This is a genomic window from Corynebacterium tuberculostearicum, from assembly GCF_046097255.1.
GTDB lineage: Bacteria > Actinomycetota > Actinomycetes > Mycobacteriales > Mycobacteriaceae > Corynebacterium > Corynebacterium tuberculostearicum_J.
In genome coordinates, this window is the sequence record NZ_CP175770.1 from 1825037 (window position 1) to 1846267 (window position 21231).

The window sequence follows — 21231 nt, forward strand, 5'->3', positions numbered from 1 at the left end:
GCGTGATTATGGTTTCGAGTGGGCGAGGCGCGCGGAAGCTTCTTCCTGTGCGCGGTCAAAAAGCTCCTGCGCGTGCGCGCGGCCGGTCTCGGTATCGTCCAACCCCGCCAGCATGCGAGCCAATTCCTCTACGCGCTCCTCCTGTGACAGCTCGGCCACGCCAGAGGTGAATTTCTCCTTCGATACATGCAGGTGCGCATCCGCGTACGCTGCTACCTGCGGCAGGTGCGTTACCACAATCACTTGGTTATGCACCGCCAAGCGCGCCAGGCGGCGGCCGATCTCTACCGCTGCGCGGCCACCCACGCCTGCATCGACCTCATCGAAGACCAAGGTGGCGCCGTCCTCGTCTGCCAGCACGACCTCCAAGGCCAACATGACACGGGAAAGCTCGCCGCCCGAGGCAGCAGAGGCGATCGGCTTACCATTCAACTGCAGCTCGGCTGCGTCTGCACCGGACTTAGAATATTTCGCCTGCGTAAGCTCGACCGACAGAGTCGAATTCGGCATGGCTAAGCCGTGGAGCTCCTGCGTTACCTGCTCGCCCAGGGCCTTCGCCGCTTTCCGACGCCCCTTTGTCAGCTCCCCTGCCCGCTCAATCATTACCGCTTCAGCGTCTTTGACCTGCTTTTTCAGATCCTCCAGGGCTTCTGTGGAGGTATCCATGGACTCCAGTTTTGCCGCTGCCTCATTGCGCCAGGCGAGCACGCCATCAATATCCCCCGCGTACTTCCTGGTCAACGTGCGCAATTCCTGCTGCCGCTGGAGGGACTTTTCCAACAGGTGTGGATCCGCCGGAAGTCCGGCTAGATACCCACCGAGCTCGCCGGAGATATCGCCCAGCTGCGAAGTAATCTCGCTAAGCCGCTCGCCCAAGGCCGCTAGTTCCTTATCGGTGGATCCCGCCAAGGCAGAAACCGCCCGGCCTAGCAGTGCCGAGGCGGCCTCCTCCAATTCCTCGGTGCCGTCGATGGAAGCCAGGGCAATTTCCGCGGACTCGCGCAGCCCATCGACGTCTTGCAGCTTGCGAACCAGCTGCACCAGTTCTTCATCCTCGCCGGGTTCTGGGGCGATGCCATCGATCTCATCGACAGCGAATTGCAGGCGGTCAACCTCTTGCGCCAGCTCGCGGCGCTGCTCCGTGCGCCGCTTATAGTCCTTGGCAAGGCTGCGCCACTCTTTGAAGGCCTCGGTATAGCGCTCTCGCACACGCGCCAATTTCGGATCCGCACGGTCTACCGCACCCAGTTGTTCCTCGGGCGCGAGCAAACGCAGCTGATCATTTTGCCCGTGGACCGTTATAAGCTCGCGCGCGAAATCGCCCAGAGTTGCAGCCGGCACCGCACGGCCGCCTAAATAGGCCCGCGATCTTCCGGCGGCAGAGACCGTGCGTGAAACGATATACTCGCCATTTTCGTCAGCATCGCCGCCGACCGACTCCACCAACTCACGGATGGATTCTTTCGACGAAGAAAAGTGCCCCTCCACTGCAGCCTTCTTCGCGCCATCGCGCACTCGAGAGGCGTCCGCGCGACCACCGGCTAAGAGCCTTAAACCAGTAACCACCATGGTCTTACCCGCACCGGTTTCACCGGTAAGCACGGTAAGGCCCGCGGATAGTTCCGCAGAGCTCTGGCTAATGACGCCCAGATCATTGATGGAAATATCGACGAGCACTACTTCTCCTTCGGCCCGCGCCACCCTTCTACGGGCAGGCGCAGCTTCGAGACTAAACGGTCAGTAAAAGGTTGGTCATCCAAGCGTACCCACCGCACCGGACGCTCGCCTCGCACTACTTCCACACGTGCCCCTGCTGGCATCGCAAATTCGCGGAAGCCATCTAATATCACGGTGGCGGGAGTCGTGCGCATCGTCGATTCGACGGCTACTAAAGAATTGGGCGATACAACCAATGGCTTGGTAAACAGCGCATGCGCATTATTCGGCACTACCAAGATTGCATCCAGAGAGGGCCACAACACCGGACCACCTGCGGAAAACGCATAGGCGGTCGATCCAGTGGGCGTGGAAATCAGCACCCCATCGCAGCCAAAGGACGACACTGGCCGGCGGTCGACTTCCAAGATTGCATCTAGCACGCCGGAGCGGTTTTGGTTTTCTACCGAAGCCTCATTCAAAGCCCAGCTGCGGTTGAGAAGGGTTCCCTCCTCATCAAAGATGGACACATCAATGGTGAGGCGGTCCTCAATGCGGTAGCGCTTTTCAATCACGCGCACCAAGGCCTGATCGAGGGATTCGACCTCCCACTCGGCCAGAAATCCCACGTGTCCTAGGTTGATGCCCAGCACCGGAATATCTACGGCACGCGCCATGTCGGCGGCGCGGAGGAAGGTTCCATCGCCGCCTAAAACCAACACCAATTCGCACCCGTCGGCCGCATCTTCGGTGTGAGGTACATGCTTCAATCCCGGCAGTACCTTTTCGTCCGCGCACACTCGTACGGTAATTCCCGCATCTTGCAAAAGCTCAGCTGCACGCGACGTCGCCTCCAGGTTTTGCTGGCGGTTGGCATGAGGCACCAACAGGATTTCACGGGTCATCGCGGGCCTTCCTCGACTGCGCGGTCAATCATTTCTTCCACTCTAGCCAGATCTGTTGGCTGACCGTCTTTTTTCAGCCACAGGAAGTACTCCACATTGCCGCTTGGCCCAGGCAGCGGGGATGCCACAGCCCCATGCATGCTAAGCCCCAGGGACAACGCAAATTCAGCGACTTCCTTGGTTACTTCTTTGCGCAACTCCGGCGAACGGACCACGCCACCGCTTCCGAGGCGCTCCTTGCCCACTTCAAATTGCGGTTTCACCATAGGCAACAACCAAGCGCCGTCCTTCAGACAATCCACCATGGCCGGCAATACCAAGCGGAGGGAAATGAAGGACAAATCGCCTACCATACCGTCGCAGGGGCCGTCGGTAAGCTCCAGCGTTAAATTCCGGATATTCGTGCGGTCTAAAACGGTTACGCGATCATCGTTTTGCAGGCGCCAGAGCAGCTGCCCATAGCCCACGTCGACAGACAGCACTTCCTGCGCACCGTGTTCCAGGCACACGTCTGTAAAGCCACCGGTAGAAGCGCCGGCATCGAGGATGCGGCCGTTCATGTCGACGTCGAACTCGGCCAAGGCACCCAAAAGCTTGTGAGCGCCACGGGAAGCCCACTTGTCTTCTTCGGCTTCCTCTACCTTGATGGAAACCTCGGGCTCTACAATCGACGCCGGCTTGTGCGCCTTGAAGCCACCCACCGTGACACGGCCGGACTTAATCATCTCCCGTGCCTGCTCACGTGACCGGGCAATCTTTCGGCGCACCAGCTCCGCATCTAACCTACGACGTTGTGGGGGCATTAATTCTCCTGCAATGCATCGCGCAACACATTGTGAGCGCGATCAAGCTGATCTACTTCAGCGGCCAAATCCGCTGCGTCTTCTCCAAGGATCTCTGCTACTTCCGCATCGATCTCTGCCGGTTCCTTGACTGCTCGAAAGTCGTGCGGCTTTACCGCCATTGCGCAACAACCTTTTCCGCACGCTCGCTACGCGGTTGAATATAGCGCGGCGGCGACGGCATGGCCCATGCAACTTCCAACACAGTGCGCAATGCCTGAACAGAGGTAGCCTTTTCGTCGCCGCCCTCGAGCAGAAGGTCATGGCCATCGCACCGCGCCGTAAATCCACCCTGTGCTCCGGGACGAGCGACAGAGACAGGAAGGGCAAGCTCGTGCATTCCTGCGCCAATAAAGTTGGGGCGTGCCTCCACAGGTGCCTCAATCAGCTCCAACTCACCAGAAACGCCGGTAAGCACATGGAAGGTATCCATTGCAGCAGAGTTACCTCCTGCAATATCAGTATCCAGACGGTCGCCCACAGCAAGTGGCTTCTTCGCGCCGATTTGCTTTGCCGCAAAAGTAAACATTGCCGGCTCGGGCTTGCCAGCAGATACCGGCTCTACCCCGGTGGCTGACTGGATGGCGGCAACCAGAGAACCATTTCCCACAGCAAGACCTCTCTCAATTGGCAAAGAGGTATCGAGATTCGAAGCAAAGAACTTGGCTCCCTGGCGGATGGCCAAGGCACCTTCAGTCAAGTGCTCCCAGCCAACCGAGCAGTCAAAGCCTTGCACAACGGCAGCAGGCTTGTCATCGGCGCTGGAGACTACCTTGAAGCCCATCTCTCGGGCCAAGTCACGGAGGGAATCGGCCCCGATGATAAGCAGCTTTGCCCCAGCTGGGACCTCTTCGGCCGCTAGTTGGAGAACCGCTTGCGCAGAGGTAACGATCTGTTCTGTACCCGCGGTGAGACCGATGTCCGCCAGCATCTTCGCCACTGCCTGTGGGCTGCGCGAAGCATTGTTGGTCACATACACTGCCGGCACTCCGCAGGTGTTGATGACGTCCACCACGTTAGAAAGGGGTCGGCCGCCTTCCCACACGGTGCCATCGAGATCGAGAAGCAGAGCGTCGTGCTTGCTTAGAACCGTCACTACTTGCACTCCTCAAGGCGCTCGGCAGCATCAGTCCAGTCGCCTTCATCAATAGAAACTGCGTGCTCAAACCAGTCCCGAGCCTCTTCCTTTCGGCCTGCTTCGAGCAGAGCATTACCGTAGGCATAAGCAAGACGGCACGCGCTTACCCCGCGGGCATCGCGGTCAGGATGTGCGCGCTGAATGGTGACAACCGCGGACTCAGCTTGACCCATATCTAGGCGGGCGCCGGCCAAAACAATGGCCAGCTCAATCTTGGACTCTTCATCAAGTTCCGATGCTTCCTCCGCACGACCTAGCTCCAGCGCCTTCTCCGGGCGGCCCAAGCCGCGCTCGCAATCAGCCATTACTGCAAGCATTCCGGGGCCACCGGAAATGCGGCGCGCGGCACGCAGCTCAGCAAGCGCTTCCTTCCACTCGCCCGCACGATACGCAGCAATTCCATTGACCTCACGAGCAATGGCGACGCGGCCAGCGCGGTCCTTGGCGGCGCGCGCATGCCGCAATGCAAGCTTGGGATCATCTTCCATCCAGGTCGCAGCCATGATCATATGCTTAGCGACGGCCTCGGAGTTCTCCTTCGATAGCGACTTCAGGTCCTGCAGCACCATCGGGTCCAGGTCGTTGACATCTACCTCTGCCGGGATGTCTGGGTCACTCATGCGACGGTTAATGCGTTCCTCACGGTAACCGGAGCGCTGCGGCGAAAAAGACTTCTTCTTCCGGGAATCGCCCTTAAAATCACGGCCCTTGTTATTGCGTGGCTTACGGTCACGTCCGCCTCGCCCATTGTGATTGCGCTCCGACATTCAGCCCTACCCTTTCTTGGTTGGAACTAGCACAGAAATACCGGCCCTATTCTACAACCCGCAAACCAAAAGCCGGAATTTAGATCCTGACGGGCTGCCGCAGCGCTACCCAAACATTACTCATCAAACCAACCCAGAGGCACACCGTGACGAACCGGATGCTACCACCAGGAACAAGTAGCGCGCCTAGAGCCCCGTAGACAACAAATAGCAGGCCCCACAGCGCTTGACGACGCACCGCCTTCCTCAATGCAGCCCAACCGAGAAGAATCACTGCGATCAGAATCAAGACCGCGCCAGTCGCAGCGTCCCACCAGCCCTCACTGCCACCTTCACACGAAATAGACAAGAGCAAAGATCCCGGCAGCGCAGTGCCGATACCGAATAAGACCCTAGTTCCAGAAACATCTAGCGGTCTTTCAGAAGAGAAGCCAGACACCGTTAAATCTCCTTCAGCCGCTGCGAAAAATAGTCACGGGCATCTTCTTGATTCTCAGCGAATTCCCTGAGCACACCTGGCCAAGTCGGATACGCATCAATTAGGTTCTCTGCGACATTCAATAGTGGTGAGAATGCAATTTCTCCCCATCTAACGCCTATTCCTACCCGTTCGGAGTATGCTGTACTGCTCAATGGGCCTAGTGCCCACTGACTACCGGACGCAGCATTCATCCATGTACCGCTGATAGCCAGTATTCGGGAGCCCTTGTCTTCGTAGCTGTGCTTGGAGTTTAAGACGTCTAGCACCGCGCCGAACGGAAACTCTTTAGAGCCCTGGGTGACTTGTTCTTCCTGCTCCGGCGATAGCTCCGCGAGCATCGAAGGAATCGCAACCGCGTGAAACTCTTCTAGGCGTTTTCCAAACTGCCGATGATAGCCGTCGAACCACATGAGTTTCCTCCCAAACTATTGAGTGGATAAGTGTAGCGAAGATGCAATGAAAAAGTTTGCTCTTCAGGACACCATTCGGAATAGCCTTCAAGATGGCCTCACAGACAATCGCGGTAAAACGACAAATGAAGCCGTAGAGGCTTTGGCACTTAGTGGTGCGCTGTCTTCTACGGCTTCATCATTGCTGTATTTTGTTGTTTTTGTTGTTTGGTGTCGGCGGTGACTTACTCTCCCACAACCTCCCGGTTGCAGTACCATCAGCGTGTGCAGGCTTAGCTTCCGGGTTCGGAATGGGACCGGGCGTTTCCCTGCAGCTATTGACCACCGACAAACATACGAAGCAAAAATACCCTTTTTGGGTGCCCTTTTGCTCTGGGTGTTGTGTCAGATACTGCATAGTGGACGCGGTCACGACAGTGACTGTTTCTTCTTCTTTTATTCTTTTTGCCAGTACACGAATGTGTGTTGGTGTTTGTTGTGGTCAATTAGTACCAGTAGCCTTCACACCTTACAGTGCTTCCAGGTCTGGCCTATCTACCCTATCGTCTTTAGGGGACCTTAACGAAACCTCATCTTAAAACAGGCTTCCCGCTTAGATGCTTTCAGCGGTTATCCCTTCCGTACGTAGCCAACCAGCGATACCCCTGGCGGGATAACTGGCACACTAGAGGTACGTCCGTCCCGGTCCTCTCGTACTAGGGACAGCTTTCTTCAAGTTTCAACGCGCGCGGCGGATAGAGACCGAACTGTCTCACGACGTTCTGAACCCAGCTCGCGTGCCGCTTTAATGGGCGAACAGCCCAACCCTTGGGACCTACTCCAGCCCCAGGATGCGACGAGCCGACATCGAGGTGCCAAACCATCCCGTCGATATGGACTCTTGGGGAAGATCAGCCTGTTATCCCCGGGGTACCTTTTATCCGTTGAGCGACACCACATCCACAAGTAGGTGCCGGATCACTAGTCCCGACTTTCGTCCCTGCTCGACATGTCTGTCTCACAGTCAAGCTCCCTTGTGCACTTACACTCACCACCTGATTGCCAACCAGGCTGAGGGAACCTTTGGGCGCCTCCGTTACATTTTGGGAGGCAACCGCCCCAGTTAAACTACCCACCAGGCACTGTCCCCAACCCAGATCATGGGCCAAGGTTAGATGCTCAATCCGATCAGAGTGGTATTTCAACAACGACTCCACCACCACTAGCGTGATAGCTTCCAAGTCTCCCACCTATCCTACACAAACCGAACCAAACACCAATACCAAGCTATAGTGAAGGTCCCGGGGTCTTTTCGTCCTGCCGCGCGTAACGAGCATCTTTACTCGTAGTGCAATTTCACCGGGCCTGTGGTTGAGACAGCAGAGAAGTCGTTACGCCATTCGTGCAGGTCGGAACTTACCCGACAAGGAATTTCGCTACCTTAGGATGGTTATAGTTACCACCGCCGTTTACTGGGGCTTAAATTCTCAGCTTCGCAGTCAAAGACTACTAACCGGTCCTCTTAACCTTCCAGCACCGGGCAGGCGTCAGTCCATATACATCAACTTAACGTCTTCGCATGGACCTGTGTTTTTGATAAACAGTCGCTTCCCTCTATTCTCTGCGACCCCACAACGCTTCCAGCCGTAAAGACCTTCACGTCGTAAGGCCCCCCTTCTCCCGAAGTTACGGGGGCATTTTGCCGAATTCCTTAACCACAGTTCACCCGAACGCCTTAGTATTTTCAACCTGACTACCTGTGTCGGTTTAGGGTACGGGCCATACACACACATCGCTAGAGGCTTTTCTCGACAGTACAGGATCACCACCATCAACCCCAATGGGTCTACGCATCACGTCTCAACCACAATGTGCGGCGGATTTACCTACCACACGATCTACACGCTTACACCACCAATCCAATAAGTGGCGTGGCTACCTCACTGCGTCACCCCATCACTTGAACCACACATCAGGCCCCACGACATCAACACCACCAACACTCAAAGAGTCTTAGTAGTGCATCCGCGGTGGTTAGTATCAGTGCTTTATCATGGGCGCGCATGTACGGGTACCAGAATATCAACTGGTTATCCATCGACTACGCCTGTCGGCCTCGCCTTAGGTCCCGACTCACCCTGGGAAGACGAACTTGACCCAGGAACCCTTAGTCATCCGGCGGATAGGATTCTCACCTATCAATTCGTTACTCATGCCTGCATTCTCACTCGCACACAGTCCACGCCTCCTTACGGTAACGCTTCAACCCATGCACGACGCTCCCCTACCCAAACAAAAATTGTTTGCCGCGGCTTCGGCGGTGTACTTGAGCCCCACTACATTGTCGGCGCAGAACCACTCGACCAGTGAGCTATTACGCACTCTTTCAAGGATGGCTGCTTCTAAGCCAACCTCCTGGCTGTCTTCGCGATCCCACATCCTTTTCCACTTAGTACACCCTTAGGGGCCTTAACCGGCGATCTGGGCTGTTTCCCTCTCGACTATGAAGCTTATCCCCCACAGTCTCACTGCCGTACAACACAATTAGTGGCATTCGGAGTTTGGCTGACATTGCTAAGATTGTAGTCCCGCTCAACCAACCAGTCGCTCTACCTCCACCAAGCTATAATACGACGCTGCACCTAAATGCATTTCGGGGAGAACCAGCTATCACGGAGTTTGATTGGCCTTTCACCCCTACCCACAGCTCATCCCCGCAGTTTTCAACCTACGTGGGTTCGCGCCTCCACAACCTCTTACAGCTGCTTCACACTGGCCATGGGTAGATCACCCCGCTTCGGGTCCAGGACATGCCACTATACACCCCATTAGGATTCGGTTTCCCTACGGCTACCCCACACGGGTTAACCTCGCGACATGCCGCTGACTCGCAGGCTCATTCTTCAAAAGGCACGCCATCACACACAAACGGTGCTCTGACGGATTGTAAGCACATGGTTTCAGGAACTATTTCACTCCCCTCCCGGGGTACTTTTCACCATTCCCTCACGGTACTCATACACTATCGGTCACACTGAGTATTTAGGCTTACCGGGTGGTCCCGGCAGATTCACAGCAGATTCCACGAGCCCGCTGCTACTCGGGCAACCCAACAACCCACATGCCATTGTCTTCAACTACAGGACTCTCACCTTCTCCGGCAGGCCATTCCAAACCACTTCACCTAACAACAACACACGAGCACGATGATGGTAGTCACCGTCAATTAGGGCCCACAACACCGCACACACAACCCCTACCAGGTATCACATGCACACGGTTTAGCCTCATCCACGTTCGTTCGCCACTACTAGCAGAATCATTATTATTTTCTCCTCCTACGGGTACTGAGATGTTTCACTTCCCCGCGTAAACCCCCACAACAGCTATGAATTCACTGAAGGGTAACCCCACATAACCAGGGCCAGGTTTCCCCATTCGGACATCCTCGGATCAACGCTCAATTGACAACTCCCCGAGGCTTAACGCAGCCTTTCACGTCCTTCATCGGCTCAGCATGCCAAGGCATCCACCATGCGCCCTTAATAACGAACACACAAACCACCACACACAAACATGCGGGTGGCCACACAAGTGAACTTGACAAAAAATTGATTAAAGAAAAAAGAAATCACACAAACACACACAAACAAACCACAAAAGCAGCCTATCTAGTGTGTTTAATGCTCGCGTCCACTATACAGTTCTCACACAACACCCCAACCACACCCTGCCAACACAAAAAATGTCAACAAGACTCATGGTCAGGCACAAAAAAGGGGGATAATGCCCCAGACACCCAACAATGCACCAACATACAAACAACATTATTTCTTGTTCAACTGTGCATGGACAACGTGTGTCACAAAGCGCCATTCAAACACTTAGTTCGTCTCTTGAGCGTGTGTTTCACCCGGACAATTTTCAATTCAAAAAGGCCGGCAGTATGACACTCGCATACTCAACCAACCAAGGGTGCAACTGCACCCGAAAAATAAAAGCTCCTTAGAAAGGAGGTGATCCACCCGCACCTTCCGGTACGGGTACCTTGTTACGACTTCGTCCCAATCGCCGATCCCACCTTCGACGGCTCCCTAACAAGTTTGGGCCACCGGCTTCGGGTGTTACCAACTTTCATGACGTGACGGGCGGTGTGTACAAGGCCCGGGAACGTATTCACCGCAGCATTGCTGATCTGCGATTACTAGCGACTCCGACTTCATGGGGTCGAGTTGCAGACCCCAATCCGAACTAAGGCCGGCTTTCAGCGATTCGCTCCACCTCACAGTGTCGCTGCGCGTTGTACCGACCATTGTAGCATGTGTGAAGCCCTGGACATAAGGGGCATGATGATTTGACGTCATCCCCACCTTCCTCCGAGTTGACCCCGGCAGTCTCTCATGAGTCCCCAACCAAATGCTGGCAACATAAGACAAGGGTTGCGCTCGTTGCGGGACTTAACCCAACATCTCACGACACGAGCTGACGACAACCATGCACCACCTGTACACCAGCCACAAAGGGAAAGACTATCTCTAGCCCGATCCAGTGTATGTCAAGCCCAGGTAAGGTTCTTCGCGTTGCATCGAATTAATCCACATGCTCCGCCGCTTGTGCGGGCCCCCGTCAATTCCTTTGAGTTTTAGCCTTGCGGCCGTACTCCCCAGGCGGGGCGCTTAATGCGTTAGCTACGGCACGAAAGTCGTGAAAAGACCCTCACACCTAGCGCCCACCGTTTACGGCATGGACTACCAGGGTATCTAATCCTGTTCGCTACCCATGCTTTCGCTCCTCAGCGTCAGTAACTGCCCAGTAACCTGCCTTCGCCATCGGTGTTCCTCCTGATATCTGCGCATTTCACCGCTACACCAGGAATTCCAGTTACCCCTACAGTACTCAAGTTATGCCCGTATCGCCTGCACGCCCGGAGTTAAGCCCCGGAATTTCACAGACGACGCGACAAACCACCTACGAGCCCTTTACGCCCAGTAATTCCGGACAACGCTCGCACCCTACGTATTACCGCGGCTGCTGGCACGTAGTTAGCCGGTGCTTCTTATCTAGGTACCGTCACAAAAAGCTTCGTCCCTAGCGAAAGGAGTTTACAACCCGAAGGCCGTCATCCCCCACGCGGCGTCGCTGCATCAGGCTTGCGCCCATTGTGCAATATTCCCCACTGCTGCCTCCCGTAGGAGTCTGGGCCGTATCTCAGTCCCAATGTGGCCGTCCACCCTCTCAGGCCGGCTACCCGTCGCCGCCTTGGTAGGCCATTACCCCACCAACAAGCTGATAGGCCGCGAGCTCATCCTACACCGAAAAAACTTTCCAACCATCACACTAAAAATGGCTCCTATCCGGTATTAGACCCAGTTTCCCAGGCTTATCCCGAAGTGCAGGGCAGATCACCCACGTGTTACTCACCCGTTCGCCACTCGAGTACCCTGCAAGCAGGGCCTTTCCGTTCGACTTGCATGTGTTAAGCACGCCGCCAGCGTTCGTCCTGAGCCAGGATCAAACTCTCCACAAAAAAATTTCAGAACAAAATCCGAAACAGGCCGTGAAAAGCCCGAAACCCAACAAAAGAACAAACCACCACAAACCCAAGTGCACAACACACAAAAGGCTCATGCTGGCGTCCAAAAAATTACTACAAAGAAAAATACAGTTCCCTCAACCCGACGGGGTCAAAAAGAGGAAACCACAAAGTTGAACACAATCACATGCCAACCAATCCATCTCAATGCAGCCGAAACACCAAACAGCATTCAAATAGGTACGCGTTTCACATACCCAACCGGCACACACCAACCAACAAACCACTAAGTCCGCTGGCAGACAAACCAATCAACACACAACCATGCACACAAAAAATAAAAAGTACATTGGCACACTATTGAGTTCTCAAACATCATCCACACACCACAAGAAAATTAACTTTCCGTTAACCTCTCGTTGGCGGCTCGTACAAACTTACTCAACTCAATGAACCCTGTCAAATCCTCGAACCAAGTCCGCACGAAATTCGCTAAGAAGTAACCTCCCGGCTACCTCGCGGCGACTTGGATTAATGTAGTCCACCACAACCACACAACACAAACCCGCAGGACAGCGTACAAAAATGAAAAATGACGTCCTTCCAACGAGTGGAATGGACGTCATCTACTGCTGTTTAATTCAACTTGGCGCCAGCGAAGTTCTTCTTGCCTCGCCGCAGCACCAGCCAGCTTCCATGCAGGAGGTCTTCTGCAGAAGGTTCCCACTCTGCTGATTCGATACGCTGGTTATTCACGTAGGCGCCGCCTTCCTTAATGGTGCGGCGAGCAGCGCCCTTGGAATCAGCCAAGCCGCTAGCCACGAGAAGGTCAACAATGGTGCGCGGTTCGCCGGCGGCAACTTCGGCGACAGTAGTTTCAGAAAGCGCGCCGGCAAGGGTCTTCTCATCCAGCTCGGAGAGTTCCGCCTTGCCGAATAGCGCCTGTGCGGCAAGCTCGACAGCCTTGGTTGCCTCTTCACCGTGAACCAGATCGGTCATCTCTTGAGCCAGGCGGCGCTGAGCGGCGCGCTTATAAGGCTCTTCTTCTACCGCACGCTCGTATTCGGCGATTTCCTCCTGCGTCAGGAAGGTAAACCAGCGCAGGTAGTCGATGACTACAGAGTCTCCTGCATTGAGGAAGTACTGGTACCAGGAGTATGCGGAAGTCTTTTCCGGATCGAGCCAAAGCTTTCCGCCACCAGTGGACTTGCCGAACTTCTGTCCGGAGGCGTCGGTAACCAGAGGCACCGTAAGGCCATGGACCTTGGCGCCATCGATACGACGGTTTAAGTCTACGCCAGAGACGATATTGCCCCACTGGTCACCGCCGCCGATCTGCAATACGCAATCGCGCTCGCGGCGAAGCTGCACGAAGTCATTGGACTGTAGAAGCATGTAGGAGAACTCGGTGTAAGAAATGCCGTCGCCCTCGAGGCGCCGCTTGACGGTATCGCGATCCAGCATCGTGTTGAGGGAGAAGTTCTTACCCACGTCACGCAAAAAGTCGATGACGGACATGTTCATGGTCCAATCGGCGTTGTTGACCATGGTGGCAGCCTGCTCGCCGTCGAAGTCGATGAACCGACGCAGCTGCCCCTTGATGGCCTCGAGGTTATGGGCCAAGTCTTCCTCGCTCAGCATGGAGCGCTCGCCGACGTCGCGCGGATCACCAATAAAGCCAGTTGCGCCACCCGCCAATGCGATTGGGTGGTGGCCGGCGTTTTGGAAGCGGCGCAGCATGATAAGTGGGACCAAGTGGCCAGCATGGAGGGAGTCGCCCGTGGGGTCGAACCCACAGTACAGCGCGATGGGGTTCTCACATGCCTCGCGCAGGGCCTCAAGATCGGTGGACTGATTGATCAGTCCGCGCCATTGCAGTTCATCGATGATATTCATGGGGGTCTTTCTAAAAGTCGAAGTTAAGCTGGCCATTTCTGGGCGTGGTCTACAAGCATGACTGGGATGTCATCCTCAATGGGATAGGCAATGCCCAGCCGCTCGTTGACGAGGACCTGTTTATCTTCCAGATATGTCAAAGGGCCCTTGTCTTGCGGGCAGACAAGGACCTCTAGCAACTTCGGGTCAAGACTCATGCGTCTTATCTTAGCGGGTAGAGGAAGAAGTTGGATCCCTCTACCCCACCTTCGACTTAGAGCAGGGAGGGAACGTTTGCAACCAGGGAGAAGAGATCCTTCGGGTCATCCGGGTTGGCGATGATGTCGATCTCGGACTCCAGGTCGGTGCCCTTGACAGAATCGCGCAGGTAACGCAGGGCGGAGAAGTCGTTGATGGCGAATCCGACGTCGTCGAAGAGCGTGATCTGCTCATCGTCATCGCGGCCGGTGGCCTGACCAGTGAGCACCTGGTAGAACTCGACAACCGGGAAGTCTTCCGGCTTCTGCTGGATTTCACCTTCGATGCGGGTCTGCTCTGGGAATTCTACGAAGACCTTGGACTTGTCCAGGATGGAGCTCTCCAGCTCGGTCTTGCCCGGGCAGTCGCCACCAACGGCATTGAGGTGGACGCCTGGGGCGACGTGGCGCTCAGCCAGAATCTGGTTCTGAGCCTTGTCTGCGGTACAGGTGGTGATGATGTCTGCACCCAAAACCGCCTCGTCGACGCTGGAACAAGCAGTGATATTAAAGCCCAGTGGCTCCAAGTTGCGCTTGAACTTTTCTACCGCCTCAGGGTCGATGTCATAGATGGTAATGTCCTCAATTCCCATAACGCCGCGGAAGCCAAGCGCCTGGAACTCGGACTGGGAGCCCGCACCAACCATGGCCATGCGCTTGGAATCCTTGCGTGCCAAGTGCTTTGCCACCATGGCGGAGGTCGCGGCGGTACGCAGTGCGGTAAGCAGCGTCATCTCGGCTTCGAAGGTGGGGTAACCATTGTCGACGTCGGCAAGCACGCCAAAGGCAGTAACGGTCTGGAAACCGCGAGCTGGGTTGGATGGGTGACCGTTGACGTACTTGAAGGAGTACTCCTTGCCATTGGAGGTAGGCATGAGCTCGATAACGCCGAACGGGGTGTGGGAAGCAACGCGCGGAATCTTGTCGAAGCGCTCCCATTCGCGGTAGTCGGCCTCGAGGTAGTCCACCATTCCGGTAATGATGTTTTCTACGCCTTCGCGCTGAATCCAGCGCGCCATATTCTCTACATCTACGAACTTAACTGCGTGGTTCATAAAAGTTCCTTTCTATTTCTTTGGGTGAAGGTCTGTTTGCGGTGCAGCCGGGAAGCTGGAGGTTGGCAGGTGCTTGGCCTTCCTCTCTTCCGCGATGGCGCGAATGCGGTCGCGCCATGCGTACCACATTGCCATAAAGACCGGAACGAGGAGCAGGGTCGATGCAAGCGCAAAGGTGCCGATTGGATAATCAAAGGCCATCAAGATAATGACTAGGCCAATGAAGATGAGCACTGCCCAGTCTCCGCCTTCGCCAAACGGCGAGCGGTATCCCGGTCGGGTGTAGCTTCCGCTCTTGGCCAGGCGCACAAATTTGAGGTGCGAGAGCGCAACTGCCGCCCAGGACGCCAATGTGCCCAAGGCTGCCAGGTTAAGCACGATTTCAAACGCCATCTCCGGCACCACATAGTTGAGGAAGACGCCTACCAAGCCCACCATGGCCGCCATCACGATGCCGCCGTAGGGCACGCCCGACTTGGACATGCGAGCGCCGAACTTCGGGCCGGAGCCGGAAGTGGACATGTTGTACATAATGCGGCCGGTGGAATACAGGCCGGCGTTGAGCGAGGAAATCGCAGCGGTGATAACGACAAGCTGGAAAATCGGGGCCGCCGCACCTACACCGAGGGACTCAAAGAAGGTCACGAATGGCGACACGTCAGCGACGTAATCGGTGTACGGCAGCACGAGCGTGAGCAGCAGCACGGAGCCGAAGTAGAAAATCAGGATGCGCAGCAGCACGTTGTTGACTGCACGCGGAATGTGCTTTTCTACATTCTTGGTCTCGCCGGAAGTGGTACCAACGAGCTCAATGCCGGCATAGGCAAAGACGACACCCTGGACGACGATCACGGCTGGCATCAAGCCATTAGGTAACCAGCCGCCGGTGTCAGAAATGAGACTAAAGCCGGTCGGGTCGCCACTCGGGTGGCCAAAGATGAGGACGCCGATGGCTACCAACATGAAGATGATCAGCGCGACGATCTTAATCAAGGAGAACCAGTACTCCAGCTCGCCGAAGATCTTCACCGAGAGCATATTAAATACGAGGATGCCGCAGATGACCACGAGCGCAAGTAGCCACTGCGGGACGGAATCGAGCCACGAGGTGTATTGGCTAAACCATTTGATGTAAATGGCGACGGCCGTGCCATCCGCCACCAGAGTCATGGCCCAGTTTCCCCAGTACAACCAACCGGTGACGAAAGCGGTCTTCTCGCCATAAAACTCGCGAGCATAAGACACGAAGGAGCCGGAGCTGGGGCGATAGACGATGAGCTCGCCAAGTGAGCGCAAGATGATGTAGCCGAAGAAGCCACATACGAGGTACAGCACGGCGAGGAAGGGGCCTGCGTCCTGCAGGCGGCCGCCGGTGCCCAGGAGAAGGCCGGTACCGATTGCGGAACCGATGGCAATCATCTGCAGCTGGCGATTGCCCATTCCCTTTTGCAGGCCATGGTCTTCCGAGGCGTAGACCGCCTTTTCATTCTCGTGTGGCCCAGCTGGAGTGGGCGGAGAATTTACTGTCATAGGAGAGATCGTCCTTTCATTACGGTGAACGAGTCTGTTAGGTCACATTCCCTGCAAGAATACTAACGCACCACACTGTTACCCATGTCACCACTACCCCCATTGTGTTCAACAACGCAGTTGACAGGTTGGGAATGGGGGTCAATCTCCCACCCCCGCAGCGAGATAAAAAAGAACCGCATGGCCGAAGACCATGCGGTTTCTAAAGCGCACCGAGAATTAGCGCAGCGGCTTCTGCGCCCACGAGCGAGCAGCCGCGGCACGCTGGCGGACAGTCTCGCGCTGCTCAGCCACGCGGACACCAGCGGTGCCGCCCTTGGTGGCACGAGAGGCCACTGCCCCGTCGATGGTGAGTACTTCACGGACGCTAGGCTTTAGCCGCTTGTCGACGCCCGCCAACTCCTCATCGGTGAGCTCCACTAGGTCAACTCCCCGCTCCTCAGCGATGCGCACGCAGGCGCCGGACGCTTCGTGCGCCTCGCGGAAAGGAACGCCTTGGCGAACCATCCATTCGGCCAAGTCGGTAGCCAACGTGAACCCGCGCGGGGCAAGTTCGCGCATGCGGTCCTCGTGGAAAATCAGCGTGGACACCAGTCCGGTCATTGCCGGCAGCAGCAGGTTAAGCTGCGCCACCGAATCAACGATGGGCTCCTTATCTTCCTGCAGGTCGCGGTTATAGGCCAGCGGCTGTGCCTTCAGCGTAGACAGGAGGCCAGTGAGGTTACCGATAAGGCGTCCAGTCTTGCCGCGGGTAAGCTCCGGAACGTCCGGATTCTTCTTTTGCGGCATGATGGACGAGCCGGTCGACCATGCATCATCCAGGGTGACGTATCCGTATTCCGGCGTGCACCAATAGATAATTTCTTCCGAAAGTCGGGACATGTCGACGGCAATCTGGGCCAGCACGAATGCCGTTTCGGAGGCGAAGTCACGAGCCGCAGTGCCATCCAGGGAGTTCTCCGCGGCGGCATCAAAGCCGAGTTCCTCCGCAATGGCTTCAGGATCTAGCTGCAAGGAGGAGCCGGCAAGAGCGCCGGAGCCGTAGGGCGATACCGCCAAGCGCTTATCCAGGTCCTGCAGACGCTCAATATCGCGCAGAAGTGGCTGCGCATGTCCCAAAAGCTCGTGCGCCAGCAGAATTGGCTGTGCCGCCTGCGAGTGAGTTTTGCCCGGCATAATGGCGTCCGGATGTGCTGCTGCCCGATCAGCCAAGGCATCCACCAAGTCACTCACCTGAGCCGTGGTATCGCGAATGGCATCACGTACCCACATGCGAAACAGCGTCGCGACCTGGTCATTACGGGAACGGCCGGCACGCAGGCGACCGCCTACCTCCGGGCCTACAATCTCGATGAGCCCGCGCTCCATCGCACCGTGGACGTCCTCGTCCGTGGGCGCTGGACGGAACTCACCGGAGGCCACCTTCTCCCCTAGCTCGGTGAGGCCGGAGAGCATGGTTTCCAAGTCGCCGTCGGAAAGCAAGCCCGCTTTGTGCAGCACTTTGGCATGCGCCTTGGAGGCTAGGACGTCATATGGTGCCAGCACCCAGTCAAAGTGGGTGGACACAGAGAGGGCAAACATCGCCTCAGACGGTCCGCCGGAGAAGCGGCCACCCCATAGGGCACCCTCGTTAGTCTTATGCGGTTCCATGTGCTCCTACTTCTGCGCGCTGGTGGGGAAACCGCCGTCGCGGTCGCGCTGGTTAGAGATCTGGGTGGACAGGCCGTGCAGCTGCACAAAGCCCTTAGCTGCGGTCTGGTCGAAGGTATCGCCGGTGTCATAAGTAGCCAGGTCAAAGGAGTACAGCGACTGGCCGGAACGGCGTCCGGTGACCGTGGCGGTACCGGCATGCATGCTCAGGCGGATATCACCGGTGACGTTTTCCTGGGACTCCTCAACGAAGGCATCCAGGGAACGCTTCAGCGGCGAGTGCCAGAGGCCGTCATAGACCTCCTCGGACCAGCGGGCATCGGTCAAGCGCTTGTAGCGGGCCAACTCGCGCTCCACGGTGACATCCTCCAGCGCCTCGTGGGCCTGGATGAGGACCATGGCACCCGGAGCCTCATAGACCTCACGGGACTTAATGCCCACCAAGCGGTCCTCCACCATATCCAGACGGCCAATGCCCTGCGCACCAGCGCGGCGGTTGACCTCTTCAATAATCTGCAGCGGGGACATCTTCTGGCCATCGACTGCCACCGGGATGCCCTTCTCAAAGGAGATGATGATTTCATCCGGGGCATTACCCAGGCCTGGGTCCTCGGTATAGGCGTAGAGATCCTTTGTTGGCGGGTTCCACAGATCTTCAAGGAATCCGGTCTCTACCGCGCGGCCCCACAGGTTCTGATCGATAGAAAATGGCGAGGACGCGGACTGCTCAATCGGCAGGTTGATCTCTTCCGCGAAGGCGATGGCCTTATCGCGGGTCCACGCATAATCGCGTGCAGGGGCGATAATTTCGAGGGAAGGATCCTGGGCGCGGAAGGAAACCTCGAAGCGTACCTGGTCATTACCCTTGCCGGTGCAGCCGTGGGAGACGTGGGTGCCGCCGAATTCCTGCGCGGCCTTTACCAAGTGCTTGGTAATGAGGGGGCGGGAAATAGCCGATACCAGCGGGTACTGCTTCATGTACATGCCGTTTGCCTTGATGGTGGGAACGCAGTACTCCTCTGCGAACTCATCCTTGGCATCGATAACGATGGACTCTACGGCACCGCAGTCAAGTGCACGCTGGCGAACCGATTCCATATCTTCGCCGCCTTGGCCCAAGTCCAGGGAAACGGCGACTACGTCACCACCGGTCATTTTTGCCAGGTATGGGATGGCAACGGAAGTATCAAGGCCACCAGAGTAAGCCAATACTACGCGTGCGGACATGGTTAATCTCCTTGCTCTATTGGAAACAATTCATCCAAGTACATAATATACGCTGGTGGTGGGAATTGCCACCACCACCGTCTAAATATTCCGCGTGGTAAGTGTCACTGCCAGATCTGCACCCGTGACACCCTCGCGCGCCAAGACGAAGATGGTGTCATCGCCGGCGATGCAGCCAATGACATCGTGCAGCCCCACCCTGTCAATAAAGCTGGCAAGGTACTGGGCCGCACCGGCTGGGGTGCGCAACATGGCTATATTGCCGGAAGAATCATGGGATACCACCAGTTCATCGAGCATGCGGCGCAGCTTTTCACGGGGGCCGCCCACCTGGTCTTCAAATTGCTCCAGCTCACCGCCGACCACGTAGAAGGAACGGCCACCGTCGCGCTTTACCTTCTTCGCCCCCAGCTCATCCAAGTCACGGGACAAAGTGGCTTGCGTGATGTCGATGCCGTCTGCGAGGAGAAGCTCGGATAGTTGCACCTGGCTGGTGACGCGATTGCGATCCAAAATCTCTAGGATCTTGGCCTGCCGAGCATTGCGGGTGGTCGGGGTGTTCATTACTTAGTTGATCTCCTTATTTATTTCGAGCAACCAGACAAGAAGCGCTTTCTGCGCATGCAGGCGATTCTCCGCTTCATCAAAGACGCGTGACTGTGGTCCATCAATTACCTCAGCCGTGACCTCATTTCCACGGTACGCCGGCAAACAATGTAAGAATATTGCATCCTTATGCGCTTTGCTCATTATGGTCGAATCAACCTGATATGGCAGGAACGGCGTACGCCTATCGCGGCCATCATTTTCCTGCCCCATAGAGATCCACGTATCGGTGATGACTACGTCTGCACCTTCAACTTCATCCACGTCATCAGTAATGGTGATGTTGCCCCGCTTGCGCGCGCGGTCGACGAATTCCTGGCGCGGCTGGAATCCTTCGGGCGCGATAATAGAGAAGTCCATGCCGGCCGTGGCGAAACCAATCATGTAGGAGTTAGCCATATTATTATCGCCATCGCCCAAGTAAACGGCCTTTTTACCTTTGAGGTCACCCAAATTCTCGCGACAGGTCAGCAGGTCAGCCAGAATCTGGCAGGGATGCAGGTCGTCGGAAAGCGCATTGACCAGAGGAACGGTAGCGGTCTCCGCCATCTGGAGAAGATTGTCATGGTCAAAGGTGCGCCACACGATTGCCTCCACGTACCGCGAAAGCACCGCGGCCGTGTCCTGGTAGGACTCCCCCTTGCCCATCTGAGTGGTAGAAGTATCGACAGTAATGGCCTTGCCGCCCATATTCGCTACTGCGGTTTCAAAGGAAAAGCGGGTCCGCGTAGACGTTTTATCAAAAAGCACCGCCACGGTCTTAGGTCCCTCTAGTGGGCGCTCCGCAAAGGGATCCTTCTTGAGCCTTTCAGCTAGGTCCAAAACGGTTGCTTGTTCTTGTGGGCTGAGATCATCGTCAGCCAGAAAGTGTCGCAGGCTCATGCTAGTTCCTCCATTATCGTCCGAAGTGTTGTCAGTGCTGTGTCTAGTTCATCGTGGGAAATAACCATGGGTGGGGTGAGGCGGAGAACATTCTCACTGGGTGCGTTGAGGATGAGCCCCTGTGCAAGCCCGTCGCGCACGGCCTGCTTAGCCACCGGTTGTGCTAAAACAATGCCGAGCATCAGGCCGCGGCCGCGTACGCGTTCTACAAGCGGCAATTTTTCAATCTCTTGCCGCAGATAGTCACCCTTATGGGTAACTTCCGCAAGAAATTCCGCATCCACGTATCCGGTGGCGCCTGCAATTGCTACTGAAATCGTCATAGGGGTGACTATAGCAATAAATACACTCGACCGTATGTTATTCATACAATTTAGAAAAATGCCTGGTTAAAGCTTCGTCAGGAGCGGAAAAATGTATGAAAAAGGGGCGGTGAGC

General features: G+C 56.2%; 17 protein-coding genes and 3 rRNA genes. 1 reads left to right on the plus strand and 19 read right to left on the minus strand.

Annotation, left to right across the window (positions count from 1 at the left end):
- Nucleotides 1–6: 6 nt before the first annotated feature.
- The 7 genes from recN to ACKFRY_RS08730 all read right to left on the minus strand — a co-directional run bounded on the left by recN (nucleotide 7) and on the right by ACKFRY_RS08730 (nucleotide 6199).
- Nucleotides 7–1677, minus strand: a complete 1671-nt coding sequence (gene recN, locus ACKFRY_RS08700; protein ID WP_408922677.1) for a DNA repair protein RecN — start codon at nucleotides 1675–1677, stop codon at nucleotides 7–9.
- The gene (locus ACKFRY_RS08705) at nucleotides 1677–2561 is read right to left on the minus strand and encodes an NAD kinase (RefSeq protein WP_005324660.1); all 885 of its coding nucleotides are present in this window, start codon (nucleotides 2559–2561) and stop codon (nucleotides 1677–1679) included. Before ACKFRY_RS08705 ends, recN begins: the two co-directional genes overlap by 1 nt.
- A complete protein-coding gene (locus tag ACKFRY_RS08710; protein WP_408922678.1) occupies nucleotides 2558–3364 on the minus strand; it encodes a TlyA family RNA methyltransferase in 807 nt (268 codons plus the stop codon). Before ACKFRY_RS08710 ends, ACKFRY_RS08705 begins: the two co-directional genes overlap by 4 nt.
- Nucleotides 3364–3525, minus strand: coding sequence for a hypothetical protein (locus tag ACKFRY_RS08715; protein WP_005324658.1), 162 nt, complete (start codon nucleotides 3523–3525; stop codon nucleotides 3364–3366). The genes ACKFRY_RS08710 and ACKFRY_RS08715 overlap by 1 nt, the downstream gene beginning before the upstream one ends.
- Nucleotides 3516–4499, minus strand: a complete 984-nt coding sequence (locus ACKFRY_RS08720) for an HAD-IIA family hydrolase (protein WP_408922679.1) — start codon at nucleotides 4497–4499, stop codon at nucleotides 3516–3518. The genes ACKFRY_RS08715 and ACKFRY_RS08720 overlap by 10 nt, the downstream gene beginning before the upstream one ends.
- Nucleotides 4499–5308, minus strand: coding sequence for a hypothetical protein (locus ACKFRY_RS08725; protein ID WP_239229680.1), 810 nt, complete (start codon nucleotides 5306–5308; stop codon nucleotides 4499–4501). The genes ACKFRY_RS08720 and ACKFRY_RS08725 overlap by 1 nt, the downstream gene beginning before the upstream one ends.
- Before the next feature lie 441 nt (nucleotides 5309–5749).
- Nucleotides 5750–6199, minus strand: coding sequence for a hypothetical protein (locus ACKFRY_RS08730; RefSeq protein WP_200436160.1), 450 nt, complete (start codon nucleotides 6197–6199; stop codon nucleotides 5750–5752).
- 46 nt (nucleotides 6200–6245) lie between these two features.
- Here ACKFRY_RS08730 and ACKFRY_RS08735 point away from each other — a divergent pair, with 46 nt between their 5' ends.
- Entirely contained in the window at nucleotides 6246–6422 is a 177-nt protein-coding gene (locus ACKFRY_RS08735) for a hypothetical protein (RefSeq protein WP_408920016.1), read from the plus strand.
- Here the strand turns inward: ACKFRY_RS08735 and rrf are convergent.
- The 12 genes from rrf to ACKFRY_RS08795 form a co-directional block, all read right to left on the minus strand.
- Nucleotides 6411–6528, minus strand: a 5S ribosomal RNA gene (rrf, locus tag ACKFRY_RS08740). The two genes, ACKFRY_RS08735 and rrf, sit on opposite strands and share 12 nt — an antisense overlap.
- A 137-nt stretch (nucleotides 6529–6665) precedes the next feature.
- Nucleotides 6666–9734 (minus strand): 23S ribosomal RNA (locus tag ACKFRY_RS08745).
- 453 nt (nucleotides 9735–10187) lie between these two features.
- Nucleotides 10188–11705: ribosomal RNA gene (locus tag ACKFRY_RS08750) — 16S ribosomal RNA — on the minus strand.
- Together the 16S, 23S and 5S rRNA genes form the textbook arrangement of a ribosomal RNA operon.
- Before the next feature lie 642 nt (nucleotides 11706–12347).
- On the minus strand, nucleotides 12348–13607 hold the full coding sequence (gene tyrS, locus ACKFRY_RS08755) for a tyrosine--tRNA ligase (RefSeq protein WP_250409247.1): 1260 nt from the start codon (nucleotides 13605–13607) through the stop codon (nucleotides 12348–12350).
- Nucleotides 13608–13630: 23 nt separating this feature from the next.
- Entirely contained in the window at nucleotides 13631–13804 is a 174-nt protein-coding gene (locus ACKFRY_RS08760; RefSeq protein ID WP_005323252.1) for a Trm112 family protein, read from the minus strand.
- 56 nt (nucleotides 13805–13860) lie between these two features.
- Nucleotides 13861–14898, minus strand: a complete 1038-nt coding sequence (locus ACKFRY_RS08765; RefSeq protein ID WP_005323253.1) for an ornithine cyclodeaminase — start codon at nucleotides 14896–14898, stop codon at nucleotides 13861–13863.
- A gap of 12 nt (nucleotides 14899–14910) precedes the next feature.
- Entirely contained in the window at nucleotides 14911–16428 is a 1518-nt protein-coding gene (locus ACKFRY_RS08770) for an amino acid permease (RefSeq protein WP_200435249.1), read from the minus strand.
- Between the two features lie 219 nt (nucleotides 16429–16647).
- Nucleotides 16648–18078 (minus strand): argininosuccinate lyase, encoded by a 1431-nt coding sequence (gene argH, locus ACKFRY_RS08775; protein ID WP_408922680.1) that lies wholly within the window; start codon nucleotides 18076–18078, stop codon nucleotides 16648–16650.
- A 6-nt stretch (nucleotides 18079–18084) separates the two neighbouring features.
- Nucleotides 18085–19305 (minus strand): argininosuccinate synthase, encoded by a 1221-nt coding sequence (locus ACKFRY_RS08780; protein WP_150850449.1) that lies wholly within the window; start codon nucleotides 19303–19305, stop codon nucleotides 18085–18087.
- Between the two features lie 81 nt (nucleotides 19306–19386).
- A complete protein-coding gene (locus ACKFRY_RS08785; protein WP_005327871.1) occupies nucleotides 19387–19869 on the minus strand; it encodes an arginine repressor in 483 nt (160 codons plus the stop codon).
- A 3-nt stretch (nucleotides 19870–19872) separates the two neighbouring features.
- Complete coding sequence (gene argF / locus ACKFRY_RS08790; protein WP_408922681.1) at nucleotides 19873–20793, minus strand: ornithine carbamoyltransferase; 921 nt, start codon at nucleotides 20791–20793, stop codon at nucleotides 19873–19875.
- Nucleotides 20790–21116, minus strand: coding sequence for an aminotransferase class III-fold pyridoxal phosphate-dependent enzyme (locus ACKFRY_RS08795; RefSeq protein ID WP_408922682.1), 327 nt, complete (start codon nucleotides 21114–21116; stop codon nucleotides 20790–20792). The genes argF and ACKFRY_RS08795 overlap by 4 nt, the downstream gene beginning before the upstream one ends.
- Nucleotides 21117–21231: the final 115 nt, after the last annotated feature.

Excerpts from the sequence above, each read along its gene's own strand:
- ACKFRY_RS08705 (WP_005324660.1), bottom strand. The coding sequence starts at position 2,561 with ATGACCCGTGAAATCCTGTTGGTGCCTCATGCCAACCGCCAGCAAAAC.
- ACKFRY_RS08710 (WP_408922678.1), bottom strand. The coding sequence starts at position 3,364 with ATGCCCCCACAACGTCGTAGGTTAGATGCGGAGCTGGTGCGCCGAAAG.
- ACKFRY_RS08715 (WP_005324658.1), bottom strand. The coding sequence starts at position 3,525 with ATGGCGGTAAAGCCGCACGACTTTCGAGCAGTCAAGGAACCGGCAGAG.
- ACKFRY_RS08725 (WP_239229680.1), bottom strand. The coding sequence starts at position 5,308 with ATGTCGGAGCGCAATCACAATGGGCGAGGCGGACGTGACCGTAAGCCA.
- ACKFRY_RS08730 (WP_200436160.1), bottom strand. The coding sequence starts at position 6,199 with ATGTGGTTCGACGGCTATCATCGGCAGTTTGGAAAACGCCTAGAAGAG.
- ACKFRY_RS08735 (WP_408920016.1), top strand. The coding sequence starts at position 6,246 with ATGAAAAAGTTTGCTCTTCAGGACACCATTCGGAATAGCCTTCAAGAT.
- tyrS (WP_250409247.1), bottom strand. The coding sequence starts at position 13,607 with ATGAATATCATCGATGAACTGCAATGGCGCGGACTGATCAATCAGTCC.
- ACKFRY_RS08760 (WP_005323252.1), bottom strand. The coding sequence starts at position 13,804 with ATGAGTCTTGACCCGAAGTTGCTAGAGGTCCTTGTCTGCCCGCAAGAC.
- ACKFRY_RS08765 (WP_005323253.1), bottom strand. The coding sequence starts at position 14,898 with ATGAACCACGCAGTTAAGTTCGTAGATGTAGAGAATATGGCGCGCTGG.
- ACKFRY_RS08770 (WP_200435249.1), bottom strand. The coding sequence starts at position 16,428 with ATGACAGTAAATTCTCCGCCCACTCCAGCTGGGCCACACGAGAATGAA.
- argH (WP_408922680.1), bottom strand. The coding sequence starts at position 18,078 with ATGGAACCGCATAAGACTAACGAGGGTGCCCTATGGGGTGGCCGCTTC.
- ACKFRY_RS08780 (WP_150850449.1), bottom strand. The coding sequence starts at position 19,305 with ATGTCCGCACGCGTAGTATTGGCTTACTCTGGTGGCCTTGATACTTCC.
- ACKFRY_RS08785 (WP_005327871.1), bottom strand. The coding sequence starts at position 19,869 with ATGAACACCCCGACCACCCGCAATGCTCGGCAGGCCAAGATCCTAGAG.
- argF (WP_408922681.1), bottom strand. The coding sequence starts at position 20,793 with ATGAGCCTGCGACACTTTCTGGCTGACGATGATCTCAGCCCACAAGAA.
- ACKFRY_RS08795 (WP_408922682.1), bottom strand. The coding sequence starts at position 21,116 with ATGACGATTTCAGTAGCAATTGCAGGCGCCACCGGATACGTGGATGCG.